Here is a 20,743-nt window from a genome sequence, read left to right on the forward strand (position 1 = left end):
CGGGGCAGGGACCGCCCCACCGCCAGCTGTCATACGGAGAACGCCATGACTCGCACTCCCGTGAACGTCACCGTCACCGGCGCGGCCGGCCAGATCGGTTACGCCCTGCTCTTCCGCATCGCCTCCGGTCAGCTGCTCGGCGCGGACGTGCCGGTCAAGCTGCGCCTGCTGGAGATCACCCCGGCGCTGAAGGCCGCCGAGGGCACGGCCATGGAGCTGGACGACTGCGCGTTCCCGCTCCTGCAGGGCATCGACATCACGGACGACCCGAACGTGGCCTTCGACGGTGCCAACGTCGCCCTCCTCGTGGGCGCCCGCCCGCGCACCAAGGGCATGGAGCGCGGTGACCTCCTCGAGGCCAACGGCGGCATCTTCAAGCCGCAGGGCCAGGCCATCAACGCCCACGCCGCGGACGACATCCGGGTCCTGGTCGTCGGCAACCCGGCCAACACCAACGCCCTGATCGCCCAGGCCGCCGCGCCGGACGTACCCGCCGAGCGGTTCACCGCCATGACCCGCCTGGACCACAACCGCGCCCTGACCCAGCTGTCGAAGAAGACCGGCGTCCCGGTCTCCGAGATCAAGAAGCTGACGATCTGGGGCAACCACTCCGCCACCCAGTACCCGGACATCTTCCACGCCACCGTCGCCGGCAAGAACGCCGCCGAGGTCGTGAACGACGAGAAGTGGCTGGCCGAGGACTTCATCCCGACCGTCGCCAAGCGCGGTGCCGCGATCATCGAGGCCCGTGGCGCCTCGTCGGCCGCCTCCGCCGCCAACGCCGCCATCGACCACGTCCACACCTGGGTCAACGGCACCGCCGACGGCGACTGGGCTTCCATGGGCATCCCGTCCGACGGCTCCTACGGCGTCCCGGAGGGCCTGATCTCCTCCTTCCCGGTCACCGTCAAGGACGGGAAGTACGAGATCGTCCAGGGCCTGGAGATCAACGAGTTCTCCCGCGCCCGCATCGACGCCTCCGTCAAGGAGCTCGAGGAGGAGCGCGAGGCGGTCCGCGGCCTCGGCCTCATCTGATCCGACCCGCTTCGGGCCACGGGCCCCGTACCGGTTGTGCCGGTGCGGGGCCCGCCGCGTTCAGCGCGTCGGGCGCGTTCAGCGGCCCAGGCGCTTCTCGAACCAGTGGTCGGCGTAGACGTGCTCGGCGTAGGCCGGGATCTCGGTGTAGCCGCACGCCCGGTACATCGCCTGCGCCTCGGTGAGCGCCGCGTGCGTGTCCAGTCGTACGACGGTCCAGTCGCGGCGCAGCGCCTCCACCTCCAGCGCGTCGAGGACGCGGCGCGCCAGACCCAGCCGCCGGGCGTCGGGGTGCACCCAGACGTGCCGGATCTCGCCGGTCCCGGCCGCCTGCCGCCGCAGCGCCCCGCAGCCCACCGGGCGGCCCTCCTCGTACGCCACGAAGAACGCGCCCGCCTCCCCCGACACCTCGTCCGGGCCCACCAGGTCCGTCCGGTCGAAGCCCTCGGGGAAGCGGACGTCGAGCTCGTCGGCGTAGGCGTCCAGGCAGGCGCGGGCGTCCGGGGCGTGACCGTCGACGTGCTCGACGGTGATCGCCGCCAGCCGCAGCAGGCGCCGGACGGTGGCCATCGCCTCGCAGAGCCGCGCCCGCCGGCCGGTGTCCAGCCCCGCCAGCACCCCGGCGGCGAGCGAGTCGGCCCGGCGGTTCTGCTCGGTGACCTCGACGCGCCCGGCCGGGGTCAGCCGGACCGTGCGCAGCCGGCTGTCGTGCGGGTGCACGCTCAGCCGGACCATGCCCTGCCGTTCGAGCGTCTTCGTCATCCGGCTCAGATACCCGGCGTCCAGACCGAGCCGGCTCCTCAGCTCGCGCAGCAGGACCCCGTCCGGGCCGTCGTGCTCCGCGATCTCGAACAGCAGCCGGGCCTCGCCGAGCGGCCGGTCCTGGCCGAGGTAGTGGTCGTTGAGGGCGCCGATCCGGCGCGTGAAGTAGCGATGGAACCGGCGGAAGTCCGCCACCTGCTCCGTCGACACCGACTCCATGGTCTTTGACCTTAGTCAAAGGATCGCGGGGGGACCGGAGGTGGCCCTGCCGCACCACGGAACGCAAGCCATTTCTCCCATTCGCCCTCATGTTCCGTGAGCCGGCGCACTTTCGGCCGTGGATCGCGCATGCATTCGGGGGCGAAGGGCAGGCGCACCCGGTCCCGTGGGTCACACCCGTGTGACGCACGGGCGCCGAACAGGAACGGAAGGCAGTAACCGATCATGGCGGACAGCACAGAACGTCGGGCGCGCGACACCATCCACGCCGGGGGCGAGTGGCGCGCGGCCGTCTCGGGGGCCACGCGCGAGATCCTCGACCCCGCGGACGCCCTGCCGTTCGCCGTGGTCGCCGAGGGCGACGAGAAGGACACCGACCTCGCGGTGGCCGCCGCCCGGCGCGCCTTCGACGCGGGCCCGTGGCCGCACACGCCCGTCGCCGAGCGGGCCGCCCTGCTGCGCCGCGTCGCCGACCTGCTCGTACGGGACCGGGAGACGCTCGGTCTGCTGGAGAGCCGGGACGCGGGCAAGACCGTCGAGGAGGGGCGCGTCGACATCGACTGCGTCGCCGACGCCTTCCGCTACTTCGCCGACCTGGTCGCCGGGGAGGCCCCCGGACGGGTCGTCGACGCGGGCTCGCCCGACATCCACAGCGTGGTCGTGCACGAGCCGGTCGGCGTCTGCGCGATGATCACGCCCTGGAACTACCCGCTGCTCCAGGCCAGCTGGAAGATCGCCCCCGCCCTCGCGGCCGGCAACACCTTCGTGATCAAACCCAGCGAGATCACCCCGCTCACCACCGTCGCGCTCATCGAGCTGCTGACCGAGGCCGGGCTGCCCACCGGGGTCGCCAACATCGTCACCGGGCCCGGTCACACCGTCGGCGCCCGGCTCGCCGAGCACCCCGACGTCGACCTGGTCTCCTTCACCGGCGGCCTGGCCAGCGGCACCAAGGTCGCCCAGGCCGCCGCCCCGAGCGTGAAGAAGGTCGCCCTCGAACTCGGCGGCAAGAACCCCAACGTCGTCTTCGCCGACGCCTGCGCCACCGAGGAGGGCTTCGACACCGCCGTCGACCAGGCCCTCAACGCGGCCTTCATCCACAGCGGCCAGGTCTGCTCGGCGGGCGCGCGGCTGATCGTCGAGGAGTCGGTCCGCGACCGCTTCGTCACCGAACTCGCCCGCCGCGCCGGGAGGATCAGGCTCGGCCGGGGCACCGCGGACGGCGTCGAGTGCGGGCCGCTGGTCTCCGAGCAGCAGCGGGCGAAGGTCGAGGCGTACGTCGAGTCCGCGCTCAAGGAGGGCGCGGTGCTGCGCTCCGGCGGCAAGCGGCCCGCGCCCTGCGCGGAGCGCCCCGAGGCCGGCTACTTCTACGAGCCGACCGTCCTGGACCGCTGCCACCGCGAGATGCGGGTCGTGCGCGAGGAGGTCTTCGGGCCGGTCCTCACCGTCGAGACCTTCCGCACCGAGGACGAGGCCGTCACCCTCGCCAACGACACCGAGTACGGGCTGGCCGGCGCCGTATGGACCGCCGACGCGGGGCGCGCCCGCCGGGTGGCCGGACGGCTGCGCCACGGCACCGTATGGATCAACGACTTCCACCCCTACCTCCCGCAGGCGGAGTGGGGCGGCTTCGGCAGGAGCGGAGTGGGCCGCGAGCTCGGCCCGGCCGGACTCGCCGAGTACCGCGAGACCAAGCACGTCTACCAGAACCTGGCGCCCAGGCCGGTGCGCTGGTTCGCGGGCTGAGCCGCCGCGACCGCCGGACGGGCCCACGCGCCGCCCTCTCCCGACGTCGCCGTCCACCCACCTGTCCCGAGTCCCCGGAGGAGTACCACCCCGATGCCGGATCACACCCACGAAAACGCGCAGGATCACGCCCCCACATACGACTACGTCGTCATAGGCGGCGGCACCGCAGGTTCCGTCATCGCCTCCCGGCTGACCGAGAACCCGGACGTCACCGTCGCCGTCATCGAGGGCGGCCCCAGCGACGTCGGCCGCGACGACGTGCTGACCCTGCGCCGCTGGATGGGCCTGCTCGGCGGCGAGCTCGACTACGACTACCCCACCACCGAGCAGCCGCGCGGCAATTCGCACATCCGGCACAGCCGCGCCCGGGTGCTCGGCGGCTGCTCCTCGCACAACACGCTCATCGCGTTCAAGCCGCTGCCGTCCGACTGGGACGAATGGGAGCGGGCCGGCGCCAAGGGCTGGGGCGCGGTGCAGATGGAGGCGTACTACGCCCGCCTCAAGAACAACATCGTCCCGGTCGACGAGAAGGACCGGAACGCCATCGCCCGCGACTTCGTCGACTCCGCGCAGGCCGCCTTGGACGTGCCGCGCGTGGAGGGCTTCAACAGCAAGCCGTTCCACGACGGCGTCGGCTTCTTCGACCTCGCCTACCACCCGGAGAACAACAAGCGCTCGTCGGCGTCGGTGGCGTACCTCCACCCGGTGATGGACGACCGCCCCAACCTGACGATCCTGCTGGAGACCTGGGCGTACCGGCTGGAGCTGAACGGCACCCGCGCCGAGGGCGTCCACGTGCGCACCAAGGACGGCGAGGAGATCCTCGTCCGTGCCCGGGGCGAGGTGGTGCTGTGCGCCGGCGCCGTCGACTCGCCCCGGCTGCTGCTGCACTCCGGCATCGGCCCGAAGGCCGACCTGGAGGCGCTCGGCATACCCGTGACGCACGATCTTCCCGGCGTCGGCGAGAACCTGCTCGACCACCCCGAGTCGGTGATCGTCTGGGAGACGAACGGACCCATCCCGCAGAACTCCGCGATGGACTCCGACGCCGGCCTGTTCGTACGCCGCGACCCCGGACACCCGGGTCCCGACCTGATGTTCCACTTCTACCAGATCCCCTTCACGGACAACCCGGAGCGACTGGGCTACCGGCGCCCGGAGTTCGGCGTCTCCATGACCCCGAACATCCCCAAGCCGAAGAGCCGCGGCCGGCTGTACCTGACCAGCGCCGACCCGTCCGTGAAGCCGGCCCTCGACTTCCGCTACTTCACCGACGAGGACGACTACGACGGCCGGACCCTCGTCGACGGCATCCGCATCGCCCGCCGGATCGCGGCGACCGAACCGCTGGCCGGCTGGCTCAAGCGCGAGGTGGCCCCCGGCCCGGACATCACCGGCGACGAGGAGCTCGGCGAGTACGCCCGTAAGGTCGCGCACACCGTCTACCACCCGGCCGGCACCTGCAGGATGGGTGCCGCCAACGACGAACTGGCCGTCGTCGACCCCGAGTTGCGGATCCGCGGCCTGGAGGGCATCCGGATCGCGGACGCCTCCGTCTTCCCGACCATGACCGCCGTGAACCCGATGATCGGGGTCCTCATGGTCGGGGAGCGCGCCGTCGACCTGATCGGTGGTGACGCGTGATGAGTACCGTCACCCCGTCCACCGGCACCGCAGGCGACACCCCCGCCGCCCCCGTCTTCTGCGTGGACGGGCTGTGGAAGGTCTTCGGCCCGAAGGCCGGCCGCGTACCCGGCGACCCCGAACTCACCGCCCTCGACCCGGCCGAGCTGCGCTCCCGCACCGGCTGCACGGCCGCCGTCCGGGACGTCTCCTTCGACGTGCGCAAGGGCGAGGTCTTCGTCGTCATGGGCCTGTCCGGCTCCGGCAAGTCCACCCTGGTGCGCTGTCTGACCCGGCTGATCGAGCCGACGGCGGGCACCATCGCCATCGACGGCGAGGACGTCCGCGCCATGGACAAGGCACGGCTGCGCACGCTGCGCCGGCATCGCGCCGCCATGGTCTTCCAGCACTTCGGCCTGCTGCCGCACCGCACCGTCCTCGACAACGTCGCCTACGGTCTGGAGATCCAGGGCATGCGCCGGGCGGAACGCCGTGAGCGGGCCGCCGAGGTCGTCGCCAAGGTCGGCCTGGAGGGCCTGGAGCAGCGCAGGCCCGCCCAGCTCTCCGGCGGCCAGCGGCAGCGCGTCGGACTGGCCCGCGCGCTGGCCGTCGACCCCGAAGTGCTCCTCTTCGACGAGCCGTTCAGCGCGCTCGACCCGCTCATCCGGCGCGACATGCAGGAGGAGGTGATCCGGCTGCACCGCGAGGAGGGCCGCACGATGGTCTTCATCACCCATGACCTCGGCGAGGCGCTGAAGCTCGGCGACCGGATCGCCCTGATGCGCGACGGGCGCGTGGTCCAGCTCGGCACGCCCGAGGAGATCGTGGGTTCGCCCGCCGACGACTACGTCCGCGCGTTCGTCCGGGACGTCCCGCGCGAGCAGGTCATGACCGTCCGCACGGCCATGCGCCCCGCCGCCTCCGCCGAGGAGGCCGCCACGGGCCCGGCCGTCCGCCCCGACGCCACGGTCTCCGAGGCCATCGAGGCGGTGGCCCGCGCCGGCACCCCGGCCCGCGTCCTGGACCAGGGACGCTGCCTGGGCGTGGTCGACTCGACCGCGTTGCTGGACGTGGTGGCAGGCGGCGTAGCCGCCCCACCCGCCGTAGCCGCGGGCAGCCGTGCCGCCGGGGCGGCACGGGTGGCGGCGGCTACGGCGGCCGAGCGCCGCGAGCCGGCACCCCCCACCGCCACCACCAGCGAGGAGCCGGTGTGATGGCGACGCTCACAGCCACGACCCCGAAGGCCCCGCCGCCGGGCATCCTGACCAGCCGAACCGCGCGCAAGCTCGTCGTGCTCGCGGTGGCCGCCGCCGTCCTGGTCCCCCTGGCCGCCACCCGCTGGACCGACGGCACCTGGCCCGACGCCCTCACCATCGACCTCTCCCGACCCCTCGGCGACGCCAGCGACTGGATCATCGACAACCGCGACAGCCACCCGCTGTTCCTGTACTTCTTCGGCCACGTCAGCAACGCCGTCGTCATCGCCGTACGCGCCGTCTACCTCGCCCTCCTCGCCGTCGGCTGGGCGGGGGTGACCGCCGTCGCCGGCCTGGTCGCCTGGCGTGTCGCGGGTGCCGGGCTCGCTCTCGCAACCGCCGCCGCGTTCGTCGCCTGCGGACTGCTCGGCATGTGGGTGCCGACCATGCAGACGCTCGCCCTGATGGCCGTGGCGGTCGCCGCGTCCGTCGTCGTCGGCACCCTGCTGGGGCTCGCCGCCGGACTGTCCGACCGGATGAACCGCGCCCTGCGCCCGGTCCTCGACACCATGCAGGTGCTCCCGGCCTTCGCCTACCTCCTGCCCGTCGTCCTGGTCTTCGGCATCGGCGTCCCGGCGGCCGTCCTGGCCACCGTCGTCTACGCCGCCCCGCCCATGGCCCGCCTCACCGCGCTCGGTCTGCGGGGCGCCGACAAGGAGGTGCTGGAGGCGGTCGAGTCGCTCGGGGCCACCGCCCGTCAGCGCCTGCTGACCGCCCGTCTCCCGCTGGCCCGCAAGGAACTGCTCCTCGGCCTCAACCAGACGATCATGATGGCGCTGTCCATGGCCGTCATCGCCTCCGTGATCGGCGCCGGCGGTCTCGGCGACCGCGTCTACCAGGCGCTGGCCTCGGTCGACGTGGGCGCCGCGCTCGCCGCCGGCATCCCCATCGTGCTGCTCGCCGTCGTCCTCGACCGGGTGACCGGCGCGGCCGGAGCGCGGCTCGGGCAGCCGCCCGCGCCGAACGCCCGCGCGCTGGGGGCGTACGCGCTCGCCGCCGCCGTGGCCGTCGCGGTCGCCGGACGTCTCGCGGGCCGCCTGGAGTGGCCCGACGGGTGGGTCGTGGGCATCGCCGAGCCGGTCAACCGGGCCGTCGACTGGATGACCGCCCACCTCTACTCGGGCGTCCCCGTCATCGGCGGCACCGCCGACTGGGCGGGCCACTTCACCACCTGGGTCCTCGACCCGCTCCGGGACGGCCTGCAGTGGCTGCCCTGGTGGGCGGTGCTCCTGATCGTCGCCGCCCTGGCCTGGCCGATCGGCACCTGGCGCACCGCGCTCACCGCCGTCCTCGCCATGGCCGCGATCGGGGTGCTCGGCGTGTGGAAGCCGTCCCTGGACACGCTGTCGCAGGTCCTCGCCGCCGTCGCCGTCACCCTCGTCATCGGCTTCGCGACCGGGATCGCGGCCGCCCGCAGCGACCGCTTCGAACGGCTGCTGCGGCCGGTCCTGGACGTGTTCCAGACGATGCCGCAGTTCGTGTACCTGATCCCGGTCGTCGCCCTGTTCGGCGTCGGCCGTGCCCCGGCCGTCGCCGCCGCGGTCGTCTACGCGCTGCCGGCCGTCGTCCGCATCACCACCCAGGGCCTGCGCCAGGTGGACCCGGCCGCCCTGGAATCGGCCCGCTCGCTCGGCGCGAGCGGCGCCCAGCAGTTGCGCCAGGTCCAGCTTCCGCTGGCCCGCCCGGCCCTGCTGCTCGCCGTCAATCAGGGCGTGGTCCTGGTCCTCGCCGTCGTCATCATCGGCGGCCTGGTCGGCGGTGGCGCGCTCGGCTACGACGTCGTCTTCGGACTCGCCCAGGGCGACCTGGCGACCGGCCTGGTGGCCGGGGCCGCGATCGTCTGCCTGGGCCTGATGCTCGACCGGGTGACACAGCCGACCGAACGCCGTGCGACGAAGGGAGCGTGACCATGCGACCGCGTACCACCACGGCGGTGGCCGCCGGCTCCGCGCTCCTGCTGCTGACCGGCTGCGGTGCCGCCGACATGACCAAGCAGGCGTCACCGTTCGCGAACGCCCAGGGCGCCCGGACGGTCACCCTGTCCGTGCAGTCCTGGGTGGGCGCGCAGGCCAATGTGGCCGTCGCCCGGTACCTGCTGGAGCACGAGCTCGGTTACCGCGTCGACACCGTCCAGGTCGACGAGGTGCCCGCCTGGGACGCGCTCAGCCAGGGCCGGGTCGACGCGATCCTGGAGGACTGGGGCCACCCCGAGCAGGAACAGCGCTACGTGGAGGACAAGAGGACGATCGCGCCCGGCGGCGACCTCGGTGTCACCGGGCACATCGGCTGGTTCGTGCCGACGTACTTCGCCAAGCGGCACCCGGACGTCACCGACTGGAAGAACCTCGACACGTACGCCGAGCAGTTCCGCACCCCGGAGAGCGGCGGCAAGGGCCAGCTGATGGACGGCTCACCGTCCTACGTCACCAACGACAAGGCGCTGGTGAAGAACCTGAAGCTGGACTACCAGGTGGTGTTCGCCGGCTCCGAGGCCGCGCAGATCACCCAGATCAAGCAGTTCGCCAAGGAGAAGAAGCCCTTCCTCACCTACTGGTACACACCCCAGTGGCTGTTCGAGAAGGTGCCCATGACCGAGGTGAAGCTGCCCGCGTACCAGGAGGGCTGCGACGCCGACCCGGAAAAGGTCGCCTGCGCCTACCCGGTCACGCCGCTGCAGAAGTACCTCAACGCGGACTTCGCGAAGGACGGCGGCGACGCGGCGGACTTCCTGAGGAAGTTCAGGTGGACCACCGAGGACCAGAACGAGGTCTCCCTGATGATCGCCGAGCAGAAGCTCCCGGCCGAGGAGGCGGCGAAGAAGTGGGTGGACAGCCACGAGTCCGTCTGGAACAAGTGGCTGCCCTGACGCTCACTTCGGCAGCAGCTCGGCCGCGATCTCCCGCAGCGCCCGCGCGGCGCGCAGCTGGAGTCCGGGCCCGAACGTGATGCGGGTGGCCCCGAGTGCGCCGAGTTCGGCGGGCGAGGGGCCCCGGCCGGGCAGCGCGTTCACGTTCAGCGGCCCCTCGATCCCCGAGCGCAGCAGGGGCAGCACGCCGGCCGGGGCGCCGATCGGATACACGCAGTCGGCGCCCGCGGCCACGTACAACGCCGCACGCTCGATGACCCGTTCGGGGTCGGTGATCCCCCTGACGAACGTGTCGATCCGGGCGTTGAGGAACAGCCGGTCCCCGGCCGCCGCCCGCACCTCGGCCAGCCGGTCGGCGTGCCGGTGCGGGTCCTGGAGCACCCCGTCCTCGGAGTCCTCCAGGTTGCAGCCCACGGCGCCCGCCTCCAGCAGCCGCTCCACCAGCTCCTTCGGCGCCAGCCCGTACCCTCCCTCGACGTCCGCCGACACCGGCACGTCCACCGCCCGGGTGATGCGTGCGACCGCCGCGAACATCTCGTCCGCCGGGGTCCGCCCGTCCTCGTGGCCGAGGGAGGCGGCGACCCCGGCGCTGGGCGTCGCGAGCGCCGGGAACCCGGCCTCCGCGAACACCCGGGCACTGGCCGCGTCCCAGGGGCCGGGCAGGACCAGCGGATCGCCGGGGGCACGGTGGTGGTGCAGGGCGCGGAAGACGCCGGCCCCGTCCGGCCCCGCGTGCTCCCCGGCGGTCACCACTGCGTGCTCCCGGGAGGGATCCGCCGGCCCACCATCAGCCGGTTCCAGCTGTTGATGACGGTGATCAGGGCGACGAGGTGGGCGAGCCGGGCCTCGTCGAAGTGCCGGGCGGCCCGCTCGTACACCTCGTCGGGCACGAAACCCTCGGTCAGCACGGTGACCGCCTCCGTCAGCGCCAGCGCGGCCCGTTCCCGCGCGTCGAAGGCGTCCCCGGCCTCCTCCCAGGCGTCCAGCAGATCGAGCTGCGACTCGCTCACCACCCCGTCCTTCCGGGCGATCGCGAGATGCATGTCGAGGCAGAACGCGCAGTGGTTGAGCTGCGAGGCCCGGATCTGGACCAGCTCGGCCAGCCCGGGATCGCCGAGGCCCTTCTTTGCGGCGGTGCTCACGGCCAGCAGGGCGGTGCGGACACCGGCGTCGAGGTGGGTCGTGCGAGCCGTCACGCGTGCTGCCCCGGCGTGTAGTGGCCCGGAGTCTTCCGGCACGTCACACCGAACCGGTTCCACGCGTTGATCACCGTGATCGCGGCGATCAGCTGCGCCAGCTCCGCCTCCTCGAAGTGCTTGGCGGCCCGCTCGTACACCTCGTCGGGCACGAAGCCGTCCGTCAGCACCGTCACGGCCTCCGTCAGCTCGAGCGCCGCGAGCTCCTTCTCCGTGTAGAAGTGCCGCGACTCGTCCCAGGCGCTGAGCTGGATGATCCGCTCGACGCTCTCGCCGGCCGCGAGCGCGTCCTTGGTGTGCATGTCCAGGCAGAAGGCGCAGTGGTTGATCTGGGAGGCGCGGATCTGCACCAGTTCGCGCAGCGTGGGGTCGAGACCCTTCCGGGCGGCGGCGTCCAGCCGGACCATCGCCTTGTAGACCTCGGGGGCGTGCTCGGCCCACTCCAGCCGGACGGGCAGCTCGGTGGCGTACGAAGGTGCCGTGGTCATCGTCTCGGTGTTCGTCATGCCTCGACCCTAGAAGGGGAGCAGCCCAGGAGTATGGTCCATTTCCATGGCAGACCGCTGGGCCACTTTCGGCATCGACCTCCACCTCGAACCGACCGGTCCCGGCCTGCGCCGGGGCCTGACCGACGCGCTGCGCGAGGCCGTCCGCGGCGGCCGGCTCGCCCCGGGGACCCGGCTGCCCTCCTCCCGCTCCCTCGCCGGCGACCTGGGCATCGCCCGCAACACCGTCGCCGACGCCTACGCCGATCTGGTCGCCGAGGGCTGGCTCACCGCACGGCAGGGCTCCGGCACCCGGGTCGCCGACCGCGCGGTGCCCCGGCCGCCGGCCCGTCCGCCCGCCCCGGGGCGCGCCCCGGGCCGGCTTCCGTACGACCTCGTCCCCGGCACCCCCGACCTCGCCTCCTTCCCCCGCGCCGAATGGCTCAAGGCCACCCGCCGCGCCCTCGCCACCGCCCCCCACGACGCCTTCGGCTACGGCGATCCGCGCGGCCGTCCGGAACTGCGCACGGCGCTCGCGGACTACCTCGCCCGGGTACGGGGCGTGCGCGCCGACCCCGAACGGCTCGTCGTCTGCTCCGGGTTCGCCCACGGCCTGCGCCTGCTCTGCGACGTCCTGCACGCCCGCGGCGCCCGCACCCTGGCCGTGGACTCCTACGGGCTGGACGTCCACTGGGGCCTGGCCGCACGCGCCGGACTGCGCACCGCCCCGCTCCCCTTCGACGCCCTCGGCACCCGCGCGCAGGATCCGGGTGACGTCGGCGCGGTGCTGCTCAACCCGGCGCACCAGTTCCCGCTGGGCGGTGCGCTGCGTCCCGAGCGCCGCGCCGCCGTGGTCGACTGGGCCCGCCGCACCGGCCAACTGATCCTGGAGGACGATTACGACGGCGAGTTCCGCTACGACCGCCAGGCCGTCGGCGCGCTCCAGGACCTCGACCCCGACCGCGTGGTCTACCTCGGCACGGCCAGCAAGTCCCTCGCCCCCGGACTCCGCCTGGGCTGGATGGTCCTGCCGCCGTCCCTCCTGCCGGACGTCGTCGCCCACGGAGACGGCCGGTCCGTCGGCGTCCTGGAACAGCTCGCCCTCGCCGAGTTCCTCACCTCCGGCGCCTACGACCGTCACGTCCGCGCCGCCCGGCTGCGCTACCGGCGCCGCCGGGACGCCCTGGTCGGCGCCGTCGCCGACCGGGCACCGGACGTCCGTGTCACCGGCATCGCGGCGGGACTGCACGCGGTCCTCCGACTCCCGCCCGGTACCGAGCAGTCCGTGGTCCAGGCCGCGACCTGGCAGGGCCTCGCCGTCCACGGCCTGTCCCGCTTCCGGCACCCCGCCGCCGACGTCGCCCCCGCGGACGCCCTGGTCGTCGGCTACGCGACCCCGCCGGACCACGCCTGGGCGAGCACCCTGGAGGCGTTGTGCAGGGCGCTTCCCTGACCCGCCAGGTCGGCATACCGCGCCAAGGGTCACAAAAGGACGGCGGGGGAGCGTCCTCGGCGGGGGGCTCCCGCACGCGCCGTCCGGCCGGTCTCTAGGCTGTCCGCCGCGAGCCGGGAGAGGTGACCCGGGGGAGTGCGAGGGGGAGCGGAGAACATGGCGGAGACACGGCGACGGGTGCGGTCCAGCACGGTGGTGCTCGGAGGCATGGGCGTCCTCGCGGCGGCGCTGACCTCGTGCGGGTCGGAACCGGACCGGCGGTGCGTGGACCGGGACAGCTACGACTACATCAACGGCTACAAGATCGTCGCCGACCGGAACTGCACGTCCTCCGCCCCTTCCGTCGGCAAGGGCGGCACGTCCCGCACCGTGGACGCCGACTGGTACTACGACGCCGACGTCAGCGGCGGCTACGCCGACTACGGCACCTTCAGCCGCAGCGAGGCCGTCGACCGGGGCGGCTTCGGCTGCTCGGGCTCCGGCAGCAGCGGCGGCTGAACAGCCCGCCGACCCAAGGAACCCTTCGTGGAACGCCGTACCATCGAGCCCCGCCCCGGGTGGCAGCAGACCGTCGAGGAACAGGGGCTCATCTACCCCCTGACCCGGTACGCCGACGACTCCCTGCGCCCTTACTGGGACGAGAGCGCCTACTACGTCTTCACGCTGGAGGAGGTCGAGGCGCTGGAGGAGGTCGTCGAGGAACTGCACCGCATGTGTCTCGCGGCCGCCGACCACATCGTCACCGCCGACCGCTTCGCCGACCTCGGCATCACCGATCCGCGCCTCGCCCACACGGTCGCCGAGGCCTGGCGGCGGCGCGCCGAACTCCCCTCCGTCTACGGCCGCTTCGACCTCCGCTACGACGGCACCGGTCCGGCCAAACTCCTGGAGTACAACGCCGACACCCCCACCTCCCTGGTCGAGGCCGCGTCGCCCCAGTGGTTCTGGATGGAGGAGCGCTTCCCCGGCGCCGACCAGTGGAACTCCCTCCACGAACGCCTCGTCGACGCCTGGAGGAAGCAGGCCGCCCTCCTCCCGCCGGGCAGCCCCCTGTACTTCGCCCACTCCTCCGCCGACACCTACGGCGAGGACCTCATGACCGTCGCCTACCTCAAGGAGACCGCCGAACAGGCCGGCCTCGACACCGACTGGATCTCCATGGAGGAGATCGGCTGGGACCGCCTGTCCGGACGCTTCGTCGACAAGGGGCTGCGGTTCATCCGCAGCATCTTCAAGCTGTACCCGTGGGAGTGGCTCACCACCGACCGCTTCGCCGACCACGTCCTCGACACCCTCGACAACGGCGGCGGCACCGGCTCCACCCTGTGGATCGAGCCCGCCTGGAAGATGCTGCTGAGCAACAAGGCCCTGCTGGCGATCCTCTGGGAGCTCTACCCCGGACACCCCCACCTGCTGCCCGCCTACCTGGACGGGCCGCGCGAGCTGGCGCGGACCACCGGCTACGTCGCCAAGCCCCTGCTCGGCCGCGAGGGCGCCGGCGTGACGATCCACGAGCCGGGAAGCCAGCAGCCCGTGCTCCGCGACGAACCCTGCTGCTACCAGCAGTTCGCCCCCCTCCCCACCTTCGACGGCAACCACGTCGTCCTCGGCACCTGGGTCGTCGAGAACGAGTCCGCCGGCCTCGGCATCCGCGAGTCCTCCGGTCTGGTGACCGACGAGTACGCCCGCTTCCTGCCGCACGTGATCTTGTGAACAGGGCGCGTCCCCCAGGGGCGCGGGGAACCGCGTGACCGGCCACCACGCGCCTGCGGCTGCGGACGCGCTCGTACCGCCACCCGGCAGACGCCGTCGCCCGCATGGTGGACGCCTCCCCGTGGCACTTCGTGCCGCCCGGTAATGTGACCGTGGGCCGTGACTGGCGTGCTGGGATGGAGCAACCATCGGGAAGCGGCCCCCGGAACCGTGACCGCCGGGACCGGCAAGTGTGCCGTGCGCCTGGGCCGTACCGTGAACGCTGAACGCCACGTCCGGAGGTCCCCCATGTCAGCCGAGCCCCTCTCCACCGCTTCCACCGCCTTCCGCTCCGCCCTCGACGTGATCCGCGCCGTCGAGCCGCGCGTCGCCGACGCCATCGGCCAGGAGGTCGCCGATCAGCGCGAGATGCTCAAGCTCATCGCCTCCGAGAACTACGCCTCCCCGGCCACCCTCCTCGCGATGGGCAACTGGTTCAGCGACAAGTACGCCGAGGGGACCGTCGGCCGCCGCTTCTACGCCGGATGCCGCAACGTCGACACCGTCGAGTCGCTCGCCGCCGAGCACGCCAAGGAGCTCTTCGGCGCCCGCCACGCCTACGTCCAGCCGCACTCCGGCATCGACGCCAACCTCGTCGCCTTCTGGTCCGTCCTCGCCCAGCGCGTCGAACTGCCCGCCCTGGAGAAGGCCGGCGTGCGCCAGGTCAACGACCTCTCCGACGCCGACTGGGCCGAGCTGCGCCGCGCCTTCGGCAACCAGCGCATGCTCGGCATGTCCCTGGACGCCGGCGGCCACCTCACCCACGGCTTCCGCCCGAACATCTCCGGCAAGATGTTCGACCAGCGCTCCTACGGCACCGACCCGGCCACCGGCCTGATCGACTACGAGGCGCTGCGCGCCTCCGCCCGCGAGTTCAAGCCCCTGATCATCGTCGCCGGCTACTCCGCCTACCCCCGTCTGGTGAACTTCCGGATCATGCGCGAGATCGCCGACGAGGTCGGTGCCACGCTCATGGTCGACATGGCCCACTTCGCCGGCCTCGTCGCCGGCAAGGTCCTCACCGGCGACTTCGACCCGGTCCCGCACGCCCAGATCGTCACCACCACCACCCACAAGTCGCTGCGCGGCCCGCGCGGCGGCATGGTGCTGTGCGACGACTCCCTCAAGGACCAGGTCGACCGCGGCTGCCCGATGGTCCTCGGCGGCCCGCTCCCGCACGTCATGGCCGCCAAGGCGGTCGCCCTCGCCGAGGCCCGGCAGCCCGCCTTCCAGGACTACGCCCAGCGCATCGTCGACAACTCCCGCGCCCTCGCCGAGGGTCTGATGCGCCGCGGCGCCACTCTCGTGACCGGCGGTACCGACAACCACCTCAACCTGATCGACGTCGCCACCTCCTACGGCCTCACCGGCCGTCAGGCCGAGGCCGCCCTGCTCGAGTCGGGCATCGTCACCAACCGCAACTCCATCCCGGCCGACCCCAACGGCGCCTGGTACACCTCCGGCATCCGCGTCGGCACCCCCGCGCTGACCACGCGCGGCCTGGGCACCGCCGAGATGGACGAGGTCGCCGGTCTCATCGACCGTGTGCTGACGACGGCCGAGCCCGGCACCACCAAGTCCGGCGCCCCCTCCAAGGCGGCCCACATCCTCGACGCGAAGATCGCCGACGAGATCTCCCGCCGCGCCACCGACCTGGTCGCCGGCTTCCCGCTCTACCCGGAGATCGACCTCGGCTGAGGCGTCCGGCAGGCTCCCCGGCACGGGTCCCGCCCCTCGCGCGCCCCGCGGCGGTCCGGTCATGTACCGGGCCGCCGCGGGCCGGTCTCAGGCGTCCAGCAGCTCCTGCCCCGGCCCCTGCTCCTCCCGCCGGCGGATCAGCGGCCACCGTGTCGGGTACGGGCGCGGCACCAGGGCCAGTGCCGCTCCGGCCACCGCCCCGGTATCGCCCACCACCCGCCGGTGCCGTCGCCCGCACCCGACGCGGCCCGTGTCCGCCGACGAGGGTGGTGCGGCGCGCTGCCTCGCGCGCTGTGTTCCTCGTCTCATTGGGCACGATCGACAGCAGCCACGGCCGGAACGCCGTGGCGTCCCGGAACCCGCCCAGCGCGCCGTACGACTCCACGAAGGCCCGTTGCGCCACGTCCTCCGCGTCCGCCCCCGCCTCGAGCGCGATGCCCGTAGGGCCCGCACCGGATCCGCGTACGCCTCCGGCTCCCCGGCGCGTACGCGTGCGATCACCGCGGCCTCATCGACGATGCGGCCCCCCTCCCGCGTCCCCGCGCTCCTGTCACACCGCCGGGGACGGATCGGTTCCCACCTGTTTCCGATCCGTTCCTGATCGCCCCGCGGGACCTGAGAGAATGGTGGGCATGGCTTCTGACCGACCCCGCGTGCTCTCCGGAATCCAGCCCACGGCAGGCTCGTTCCACCTCGGCAACTACCTCGGCGCCGTCCGCCAGTGGGTGGCCCTGCAGGAGACCCACGACGCGTTCTACATGGTCGTCGACCTGCACGCGATCACGGTCCCGCAGGACCCCGAGGAGCTGCGCGCCAACACCCGCCTGGCCGCCGCCCAGCTGCTGGCCGCCGGGCTGGACCCGGACCGCTGCACACTCTTCGTCCAGAGCCACGTCCCCGAGCACGCCCAGCTCGCCTGGGTCATGAACTGCCTCACCGGCTTCGGCGAGGCCTCCCGCATGACTCAGTTCAAGGACAAGTCCGCCAAGCAGGGCGCCGACCGCGCCTCCGTCGGACTGTTCACGTACCCGGTCCTCCAGGTCGCGGACATCCTGCTCTACCAGGCCAACGAGGTCCCCGTCGGTGAGGACCAGCGCCAGCACATCGAGCTCACCCGTGACCTCGCCGAGCGTTTCAACGGCCGGTTCGGCGCGACCTTCACCGTCCCGAAGCCGTACATCCTCAAGGAGACGGCGAAGATCTACGACCTCCAGGACCCGGCGATCAAGATGAGCAAGTCGGCGTCCACGCCGAAGGGCCTCATCAACCTCCTCGACGAGCCGAAGGCCACCGCCAAGAAGGTGAAGAGCGCGGTCACCGACACCGACACGGTGATCCGCTACGACGTCGTGGAGAAGCCCGGTGTGAGCAATCTGCTCACGATCTATTCGACCCTCACCGGGGCGGACATCCCCGAACTGGAGCAGAAGTACGCCGGCAAGGGCTACGGCGCGCTCAAGACGGACCTCGCCGAGGTCATGGTCGAGTTCGTGACCCCGTTCAGGGAGCGCACCCAGCAGTACCTGGACGACCCCGAGACGCTCGACTCGATCCTGGCCAAGGGCGCGGAGAAGGCGCGTTCCGTCGCCGCGGAGACCCTCTCCCAGGCGTACGAGCGGGTGGGCTTCCTGCCCGCGAAACACTGAACCGGCGCACTGAGCGGGCGCACTGAAACCGGCGCACCGAACCGGCCCACGGCACCGCTCCGTACCACCGCACAGCGCTGCACATCACTCCGGTTGCGCCTGCCCGGATCCGGGTGGTGGTCGTACAGTCGATAACCGGGTGGCCGTTTCGGCGGTCGCCCGGCGCTCACCAGCCTCACCACCACGCTTCACCACCACAACGACAGGAGACGACGTGGGGACCGTAACGATCGGCGTGTCGATCGCGGTCCCGGAGCCTCACGGCAGCCGGCTTCAGCAGCTGCGCGCGGGCTTCGGCGACGCCGCGGCTCACGGCATCCCCACACACGTCACCCTGCTGCCGCCGACCGAGGTCGACGACGCCGACCTGCCGGCCGTCGAGGCGCATCTGGACGAGGTCGCCGCGGCCGGCCGGCCGTTCCCCATGCGGCTGTCGGGCACCGGCACCTTCCGGCCGCTGTCGCCGGTGGTGTTCGTCCGGGTCGTCGAGGGCGACGAGGCCTGCACCTGGCTGCAGAATCGGGTCCGCGACGCCTCCGGCCCCGTCGCCCGGGAACTGCAGTTCCCGTACCACCCCCACGTCACCGTGGCGCACGGCATCGAGGAAGCGGCCATGGACCGCGCCTTCGAGGAGCTCGCCGACTACGAGGCCGAGTGGCCCTGCACCGGGTTCGCGCTCTACGAGCAGGGCGCCGACGGCGTGTGGCGCAAGCTGCGCGACTTCGCCTTCGGCTCCGCGGTGGTGCCCCCGCAGTCCGGGCACGCGGACCGGGGATCCGTCTCCGCCCACTGAGCCGCGCCACCCGGTCGCCTCAGACCGGCAGGCGCCGGAACACCGCGCGCGGCAGATGCCGCAGCGCCGACATCACCACCCGCAGCGCGCCCGGCACCCACACCGTCTCCGCGCGGCGTCGCAGCCCCAGCTCCACGGCCGCCGCGACCGCCTCCGGCGTGGTGGCCAGCGGCGCCTCGGGCAGTGAGGCGGTCATCCGCGTACGGACGAACCCGGGGCGTACGACCATGACGTGCACGCCCGTGCCGTACAGGGCGTCGCCGAGGCCCTGGGCGAAGGCGTCCAGGCCGGCCTTGCTGGAGCCGTAGATGAAGTTGGCGCGGCGCGCCCGCTCGCCCGCGACGGACGACAGCACCACCAGGGAGCCGTGGCCCTGCGCCTGGAGCGCGCCCGCGCACACCAGGCCCGACGAGACCGCGCCGGTGTAGTTGGTCTGCGCCACCCGTACCGCGGCCGCGGGGTCCCGCTCGTCGTGCGCCTGGTCGCCCAGGGTGCCGAAGGCGAGCAGCACCATGTCGACGTCGCCCTCGGCGAAGACCTTGCCGAGCGCGCCCTCGTGGGTGGCCGGGGCGAGCGCGTCGAAGGCGACGGTGCGCACCTCGGCGCCGAGCCCGCGCAGATGCTCGGCGGCCCGGTCCAGACCGGGGGAGGGACGGCCCGCCAGCCACACCGTGCGGGTGCGGCGGGCGATCAGCCGGCGCGCGGTGGCCAGCGCGATCTCGGACGTACCGCCGAGGACGAGCAGGGACTGGGGGAGGCCGAAGGCGTCCTTCACGGCAGCTCCTTGGGGAGGGGGTCGACGGGTTTCAGAGGTGGAGCCGACGGGACAGGTCGGAAGTGAACACCCCGCGCGGGTCCAGTTCGGCGCGCAGGGCGCGGAAGTCGTCCAGGCGGGGGTACATGGCGGAGAGCAGCTCCGGGCGCAGCCGGGAGTCCTTGGCGAGGTACACCCGCCCGCCGGCGCCGGCGACCTCCTCGTCGAGTTCGTCGAGGAAGCCGCCGAGGCCGGGCAGCGCCGCCGGGATGTCCAGGGCCAGGGTCCAGCCCGGCACGGGGAAGGACAGCCAGCCGGGGTCGGCGTCACCGAAGCGCTTGAGGACGGCGAGGAAGGACGGGCAGCGGCGTTCGGAGATCCGGCGCACGATCCGGCGCAGGGTGTCCTCCCGCCCGTGACCGACGGCGAACTGGTACTGCACGAAGCCGCTCCGGCCGTAGACCCGGTTCCAGTGGGGCACGCCGTCCAGGGGGTGGAAGAACGCCGGGATCCGCTGGAGTCGCCCGGTCCGCGAGCGAGGGGCCCTGCGGTACCAGAGCTCGTTGAACAGGCCCACGGTGGCGCGGTTGAGCAGGCCCTCCGGGACGAAGGAGGGGGCGGCCGGGAGGCGGGTGGTGCGGAAGGCCAGGGGCTCCCCGCGCGCGCGGGTGCCCCGGGGCAGTGCGTCCAGCGGCGCGTGGTCGCCGCGCGTGAGCACCGCGCGGCCGGTGGCGGTGGACCGGGCCAGCAGATCGATCCAGGCGACCGAGTAGCGGTAGCGGTGGTCGGTGTCGGCCAGCCGGGCCATCAGGTCGTCGAGGTCGCTCGCGCGCTCGGTGTCGACGCACATCAGCGAGGTCTCGACCGGCTGGAGCCGGATCGTCGCGGTAAGGATCACCCCGGTCAGGCCCATGCCGCCCGCGGTCGCATCGAACAGCGGCGTGCCCGGCACGACCGTACGGACCCGGCCGTCGGCGGTGAGCAGCTCCAGCGACAGGACATGGCGGGAGAAGGAGCCGGAGACGTGGTGGTTCTTGCCGTGGATGTCGGCGCCGATCGCCCCGCCGACGGTCACGTAGCGGGTGCCCGGCGTCACCGGCACGAACCAGCCGAGCGGCAGCAGCACCTCCATCAGCCGGTGCAGGGAGACCCCGGCGTCACACAGCACGGTGCCGCCGTCCGCGTCGATCGCGTGCACGCGGTCCAGGCCCGTCATGTCGAACACGGCGCCGCCCGCGTTCTGCGCGGCGTCCCCGTACGCGCGTCCCAGGCCCCTCGCGATGCCCCCGCGGGCCCCGCAGTCCCGGACGGCCAGCGCGGCCTCCTCGTACGTCCGTGGGCGGATCAGCCGGGTCACGGTGGGAGCGGTGCGGCCCCACCCCGTGACGGAAACGGTGTCGGCAGGCATGACGGCGACCGTATCGCCCATTTGTAACTGATTAGTTTTGAAACGTCA

At 72.8% G+C, this 20,743-nt stretch carries 18 protein-coding genes, 1 pseudogene and 1 riboswitch; of the genes and pseudogenes, 12 read left to right on the plus strand and 7 right to left on the minus strand.

Going from position 1 to position 20,743, the window contains the following annotated elements:
- The first annotated feature begins 45 nt into the window (after positions 1-45).
- The gene (locus IE178_RS25995) at positions 46-1,035 is read left to right on the plus strand and encodes a malate dehydrogenase (RefSeq protein ID WP_184761094.1); all 990 of its coding nucleotides are present in this window, start codon (positions 46-48) and stop codon (positions 1,033-1,035) included.
- A gap of 78 nt (positions 1,036-1,113) precedes the next feature.
- Here IE178_RS25995 and IE178_RS26000 read toward each other — a convergent pair whose 3' ends face one another.
- The gene (locus IE178_RS26000; RefSeq protein WP_193513984.1) at positions 1,114-2,016 is read right to left on the minus strand and encodes a bifunctional helix-turn-helix transcriptional regulator/GNAT family N-acetyltransferase; all 903 of its coding nucleotides are present in this window, start codon (positions 2,014-2,016) and stop codon (positions 1,114-1,116) included.
- Positions 2,017-2,241: 225 nt separating this feature from the next.
- On the opposite strand from IE178_RS26000, the gene IE178_RS26005 reads away from it, so the two are divergent.
- From IE178_RS26005 to IE178_RS26025, 5 genes are all read left to right on the plus strand, one after another.
- On the plus strand, positions 2,242-3,762 hold the full coding sequence (locus IE178_RS26005; RefSeq protein WP_193513985.1) for an aldehyde dehydrogenase family protein: 1,521 nt from the start codon (positions 2,242-2,244) through the stop codon (positions 3,760-3,762).
- A gap of 93 nt (positions 3,763-3,855) precedes the next feature.
- The gene (locus tag IE178_RS26010) at positions 3,856-5,409 is read left to right on the plus strand and encodes a GMC family oxidoreductase (protein WP_193513986.1); all 1,554 of its coding nucleotides are present in this window, start codon (positions 3,856-3,858) and stop codon (positions 5,407-5,409) included.
- Positions 5,409-6,602, plus strand: coding sequence for a quaternary amine ABC transporter ATP-binding protein (locus IE178_RS26015; protein WP_193513987.1), 1,194 nt, complete (start codon positions 5,409-5,411; stop codon positions 6,600-6,602). The genes IE178_RS26010 and IE178_RS26015 overlap by 1 nt, the downstream gene beginning before the upstream one ends.
- The gene (locus IE178_RS26020) at positions 6,602-8,551 is read left to right on the plus strand and encodes an ABC transporter permease (protein WP_193513988.1); all 1,950 of its coding nucleotides are present in this window, start codon (positions 6,602-6,604) and stop codon (positions 8,549-8,551) included. The genes IE178_RS26015 and IE178_RS26020 overlap by 1 nt, the downstream gene beginning before the upstream one ends.
- A gap of 2 nt (positions 8,552-8,553) precedes the next feature.
- Positions 8,554-9,510 (plus strand): ABC transporter substrate-binding protein, encoded by a 957-nt coding sequence (locus IE178_RS26025; RefSeq protein WP_193513989.1) that lies wholly within the window; start codon positions 8,554-8,556, stop codon positions 9,508-9,510.
- A gap of 3 nt (positions 9,511-9,513) precedes the next feature.
- On the opposite strand, the gene IE178_RS26030 is transcribed toward IE178_RS26025, so the two are convergent.
- Genes IE178_RS26030 through IE178_RS26040 form a run of 3 tightly spaced genes read right to left on the minus strand, consistent with a single transcriptional unit; the run spans position 9,514 to position 11,212 of the window.
- The gene (locus tag IE178_RS26030) at positions 9,514-10,263 is read right to left on the minus strand and encodes an isocitrate lyase/PEP mutase family protein (RefSeq protein ID WP_318280252.1); all 750 of its coding nucleotides are present in this window, start codon (positions 10,261-10,263) and stop codon (positions 9,514-9,516) included.
- Positions 10,257-10,706: a carboxymuconolactone decarboxylase family protein gene (locus tag IE178_RS26035; RefSeq protein WP_193513990.1), complete on the minus strand. Its 450-nt coding sequence runs from the start codon at positions 10,704-10,706 to the stop codon at positions 10,257-10,259. Before IE178_RS26035 ends, IE178_RS26030 begins: the two co-directional genes overlap by 7 nt.
- Entirely contained in the window at positions 10,703-11,212 is a 510-nt protein-coding gene (locus IE178_RS26040) for a carboxymuconolactone decarboxylase family protein (RefSeq protein ID WP_184761102.1), read from the minus strand. The genes IE178_RS26035 and IE178_RS26040 overlap by 4 nt, the downstream gene beginning before the upstream one ends.
- A gap of 46 nt (positions 11,213-11,258) precedes the next feature.
- Here IE178_RS26040 and pdxR point away from each other — a divergent pair, with 46 nt between their 5' ends.
- From pdxR to IE178_RS26060, 4 genes are all read left to right on the plus strand, one after another.
- Positions 11,259-12,644, plus strand: coding sequence for a MocR-like pyridoxine biosynthesis transcription factor PdxR (gene pdxR, locus IE178_RS26045; protein ID WP_193513991.1), 1,386 nt, complete (start codon positions 11,259-11,261; stop codon positions 12,642-12,644).
- Between the two features lie 156 nt (positions 12,645-12,800).
- Positions 12,801-13,142: a hypothetical protein gene (locus IE178_RS26050; RefSeq protein WP_184761104.1), complete on the plus strand. Its 342-nt coding sequence runs from the start codon at positions 12,801-12,803 to the stop codon at positions 13,140-13,142.
- A gap of 27 nt (positions 13,143-13,169) precedes the next feature.
- Complete coding sequence (locus IE178_RS26055) at positions 13,170-14,357, plus strand: glutathionylspermidine synthase family protein (protein ID WP_193513992.1); 1,188 nt, start codon at positions 13,170-13,172, stop codon at positions 14,355-14,357.
- A gap of 149 nt (positions 14,358-14,506) precedes the next feature.
- Positions 14,507-14,613: riboswitch (ZMP/ZTP riboswitch) on the plus strand.
- Between the two features lie 32 nt (positions 14,614-14,645).
- A complete protein-coding gene (locus IE178_RS26060; protein ID WP_184761106.1) occupies positions 14,646-16,094 on the plus strand; it encodes a glycine hydroxymethyltransferase in 1,449 nt (482 codons plus the stop codon).
- A gap of 256 nt (positions 16,095-16,350) precedes the next feature.
- Here the strand turns inward: IE178_RS26060 and IE178_RS26065 are convergent.
- Positions 16,351-16,595, minus strand: a pseudogene (locus tag IE178_RS26065) (sigma factor); the annotation flags it as partial.
- Between the two features lie 131 nt (positions 16,596-16,726).
- Between IE178_RS26065 and trpS the strand changes: the two are divergent.
- Together trpS and IE178_RS26075 are read left to right on the plus strand one after the other, a co-directional pair.
- On the plus strand, positions 16,727-17,740 hold the full coding sequence (trpS, locus tag IE178_RS26070) for a tryptophan--tRNA ligase (RefSeq protein WP_193513993.1): 1,014 nt from the start codon (positions 16,727-16,729) through the stop codon (positions 17,738-17,740).
- Positions 17,741-17,954: 214 nt separating this feature from the next.
- On the plus strand, positions 17,955-18,533 hold the full coding sequence (locus IE178_RS26075) for a 2'-5' RNA ligase family protein (protein ID WP_184761108.1): 579 nt from the start codon (positions 17,955-17,957) through the stop codon (positions 18,531-18,533).
- A gap of 19 nt (positions 18,534-18,552) precedes the next feature.
- Here the strand turns inward: IE178_RS26075 and dprE2 are convergent, their stop codons facing one another.
- Both dprE2 and dprE1 read right to left on the minus strand, forming a co-directional pair.
- The gene (gene dprE2 / locus IE178_RS26080) at positions 18,553-19,308 is read right to left on the minus strand and encodes a decaprenylphospho-beta-D-erythro-pentofuranosid-2-ulose 2-reductase (RefSeq protein ID WP_184761109.1); all 756 of its coding nucleotides are present in this window, start codon (positions 19,306-19,308) and stop codon (positions 18,553-18,555) included.
- Positions 19,309-19,339: 31 nt separating this feature from the next.
- The gene (gene dprE1, locus IE178_RS26085) at positions 19,340-20,695 is read right to left on the minus strand and encodes a decaprenylphosphoryl-beta-D-ribose oxidase (protein WP_193513994.1); all 1,356 of its coding nucleotides are present in this window, start codon (positions 20,693-20,695) and stop codon (positions 19,340-19,342) included.
- Positions 20,696-20,743: the final 48 nt, after the last annotated feature.

Origin of the sequence: Streptomyces griseoloalbus (assembly GCA_014650015.1) — a bacterium.
Classification (GTDB): Bacteria; Actinomycetota; Actinomycetes; order Streptomycetales; family Streptomycetaceae; genus Streptomyces; species Streptomyces griseoloalbus.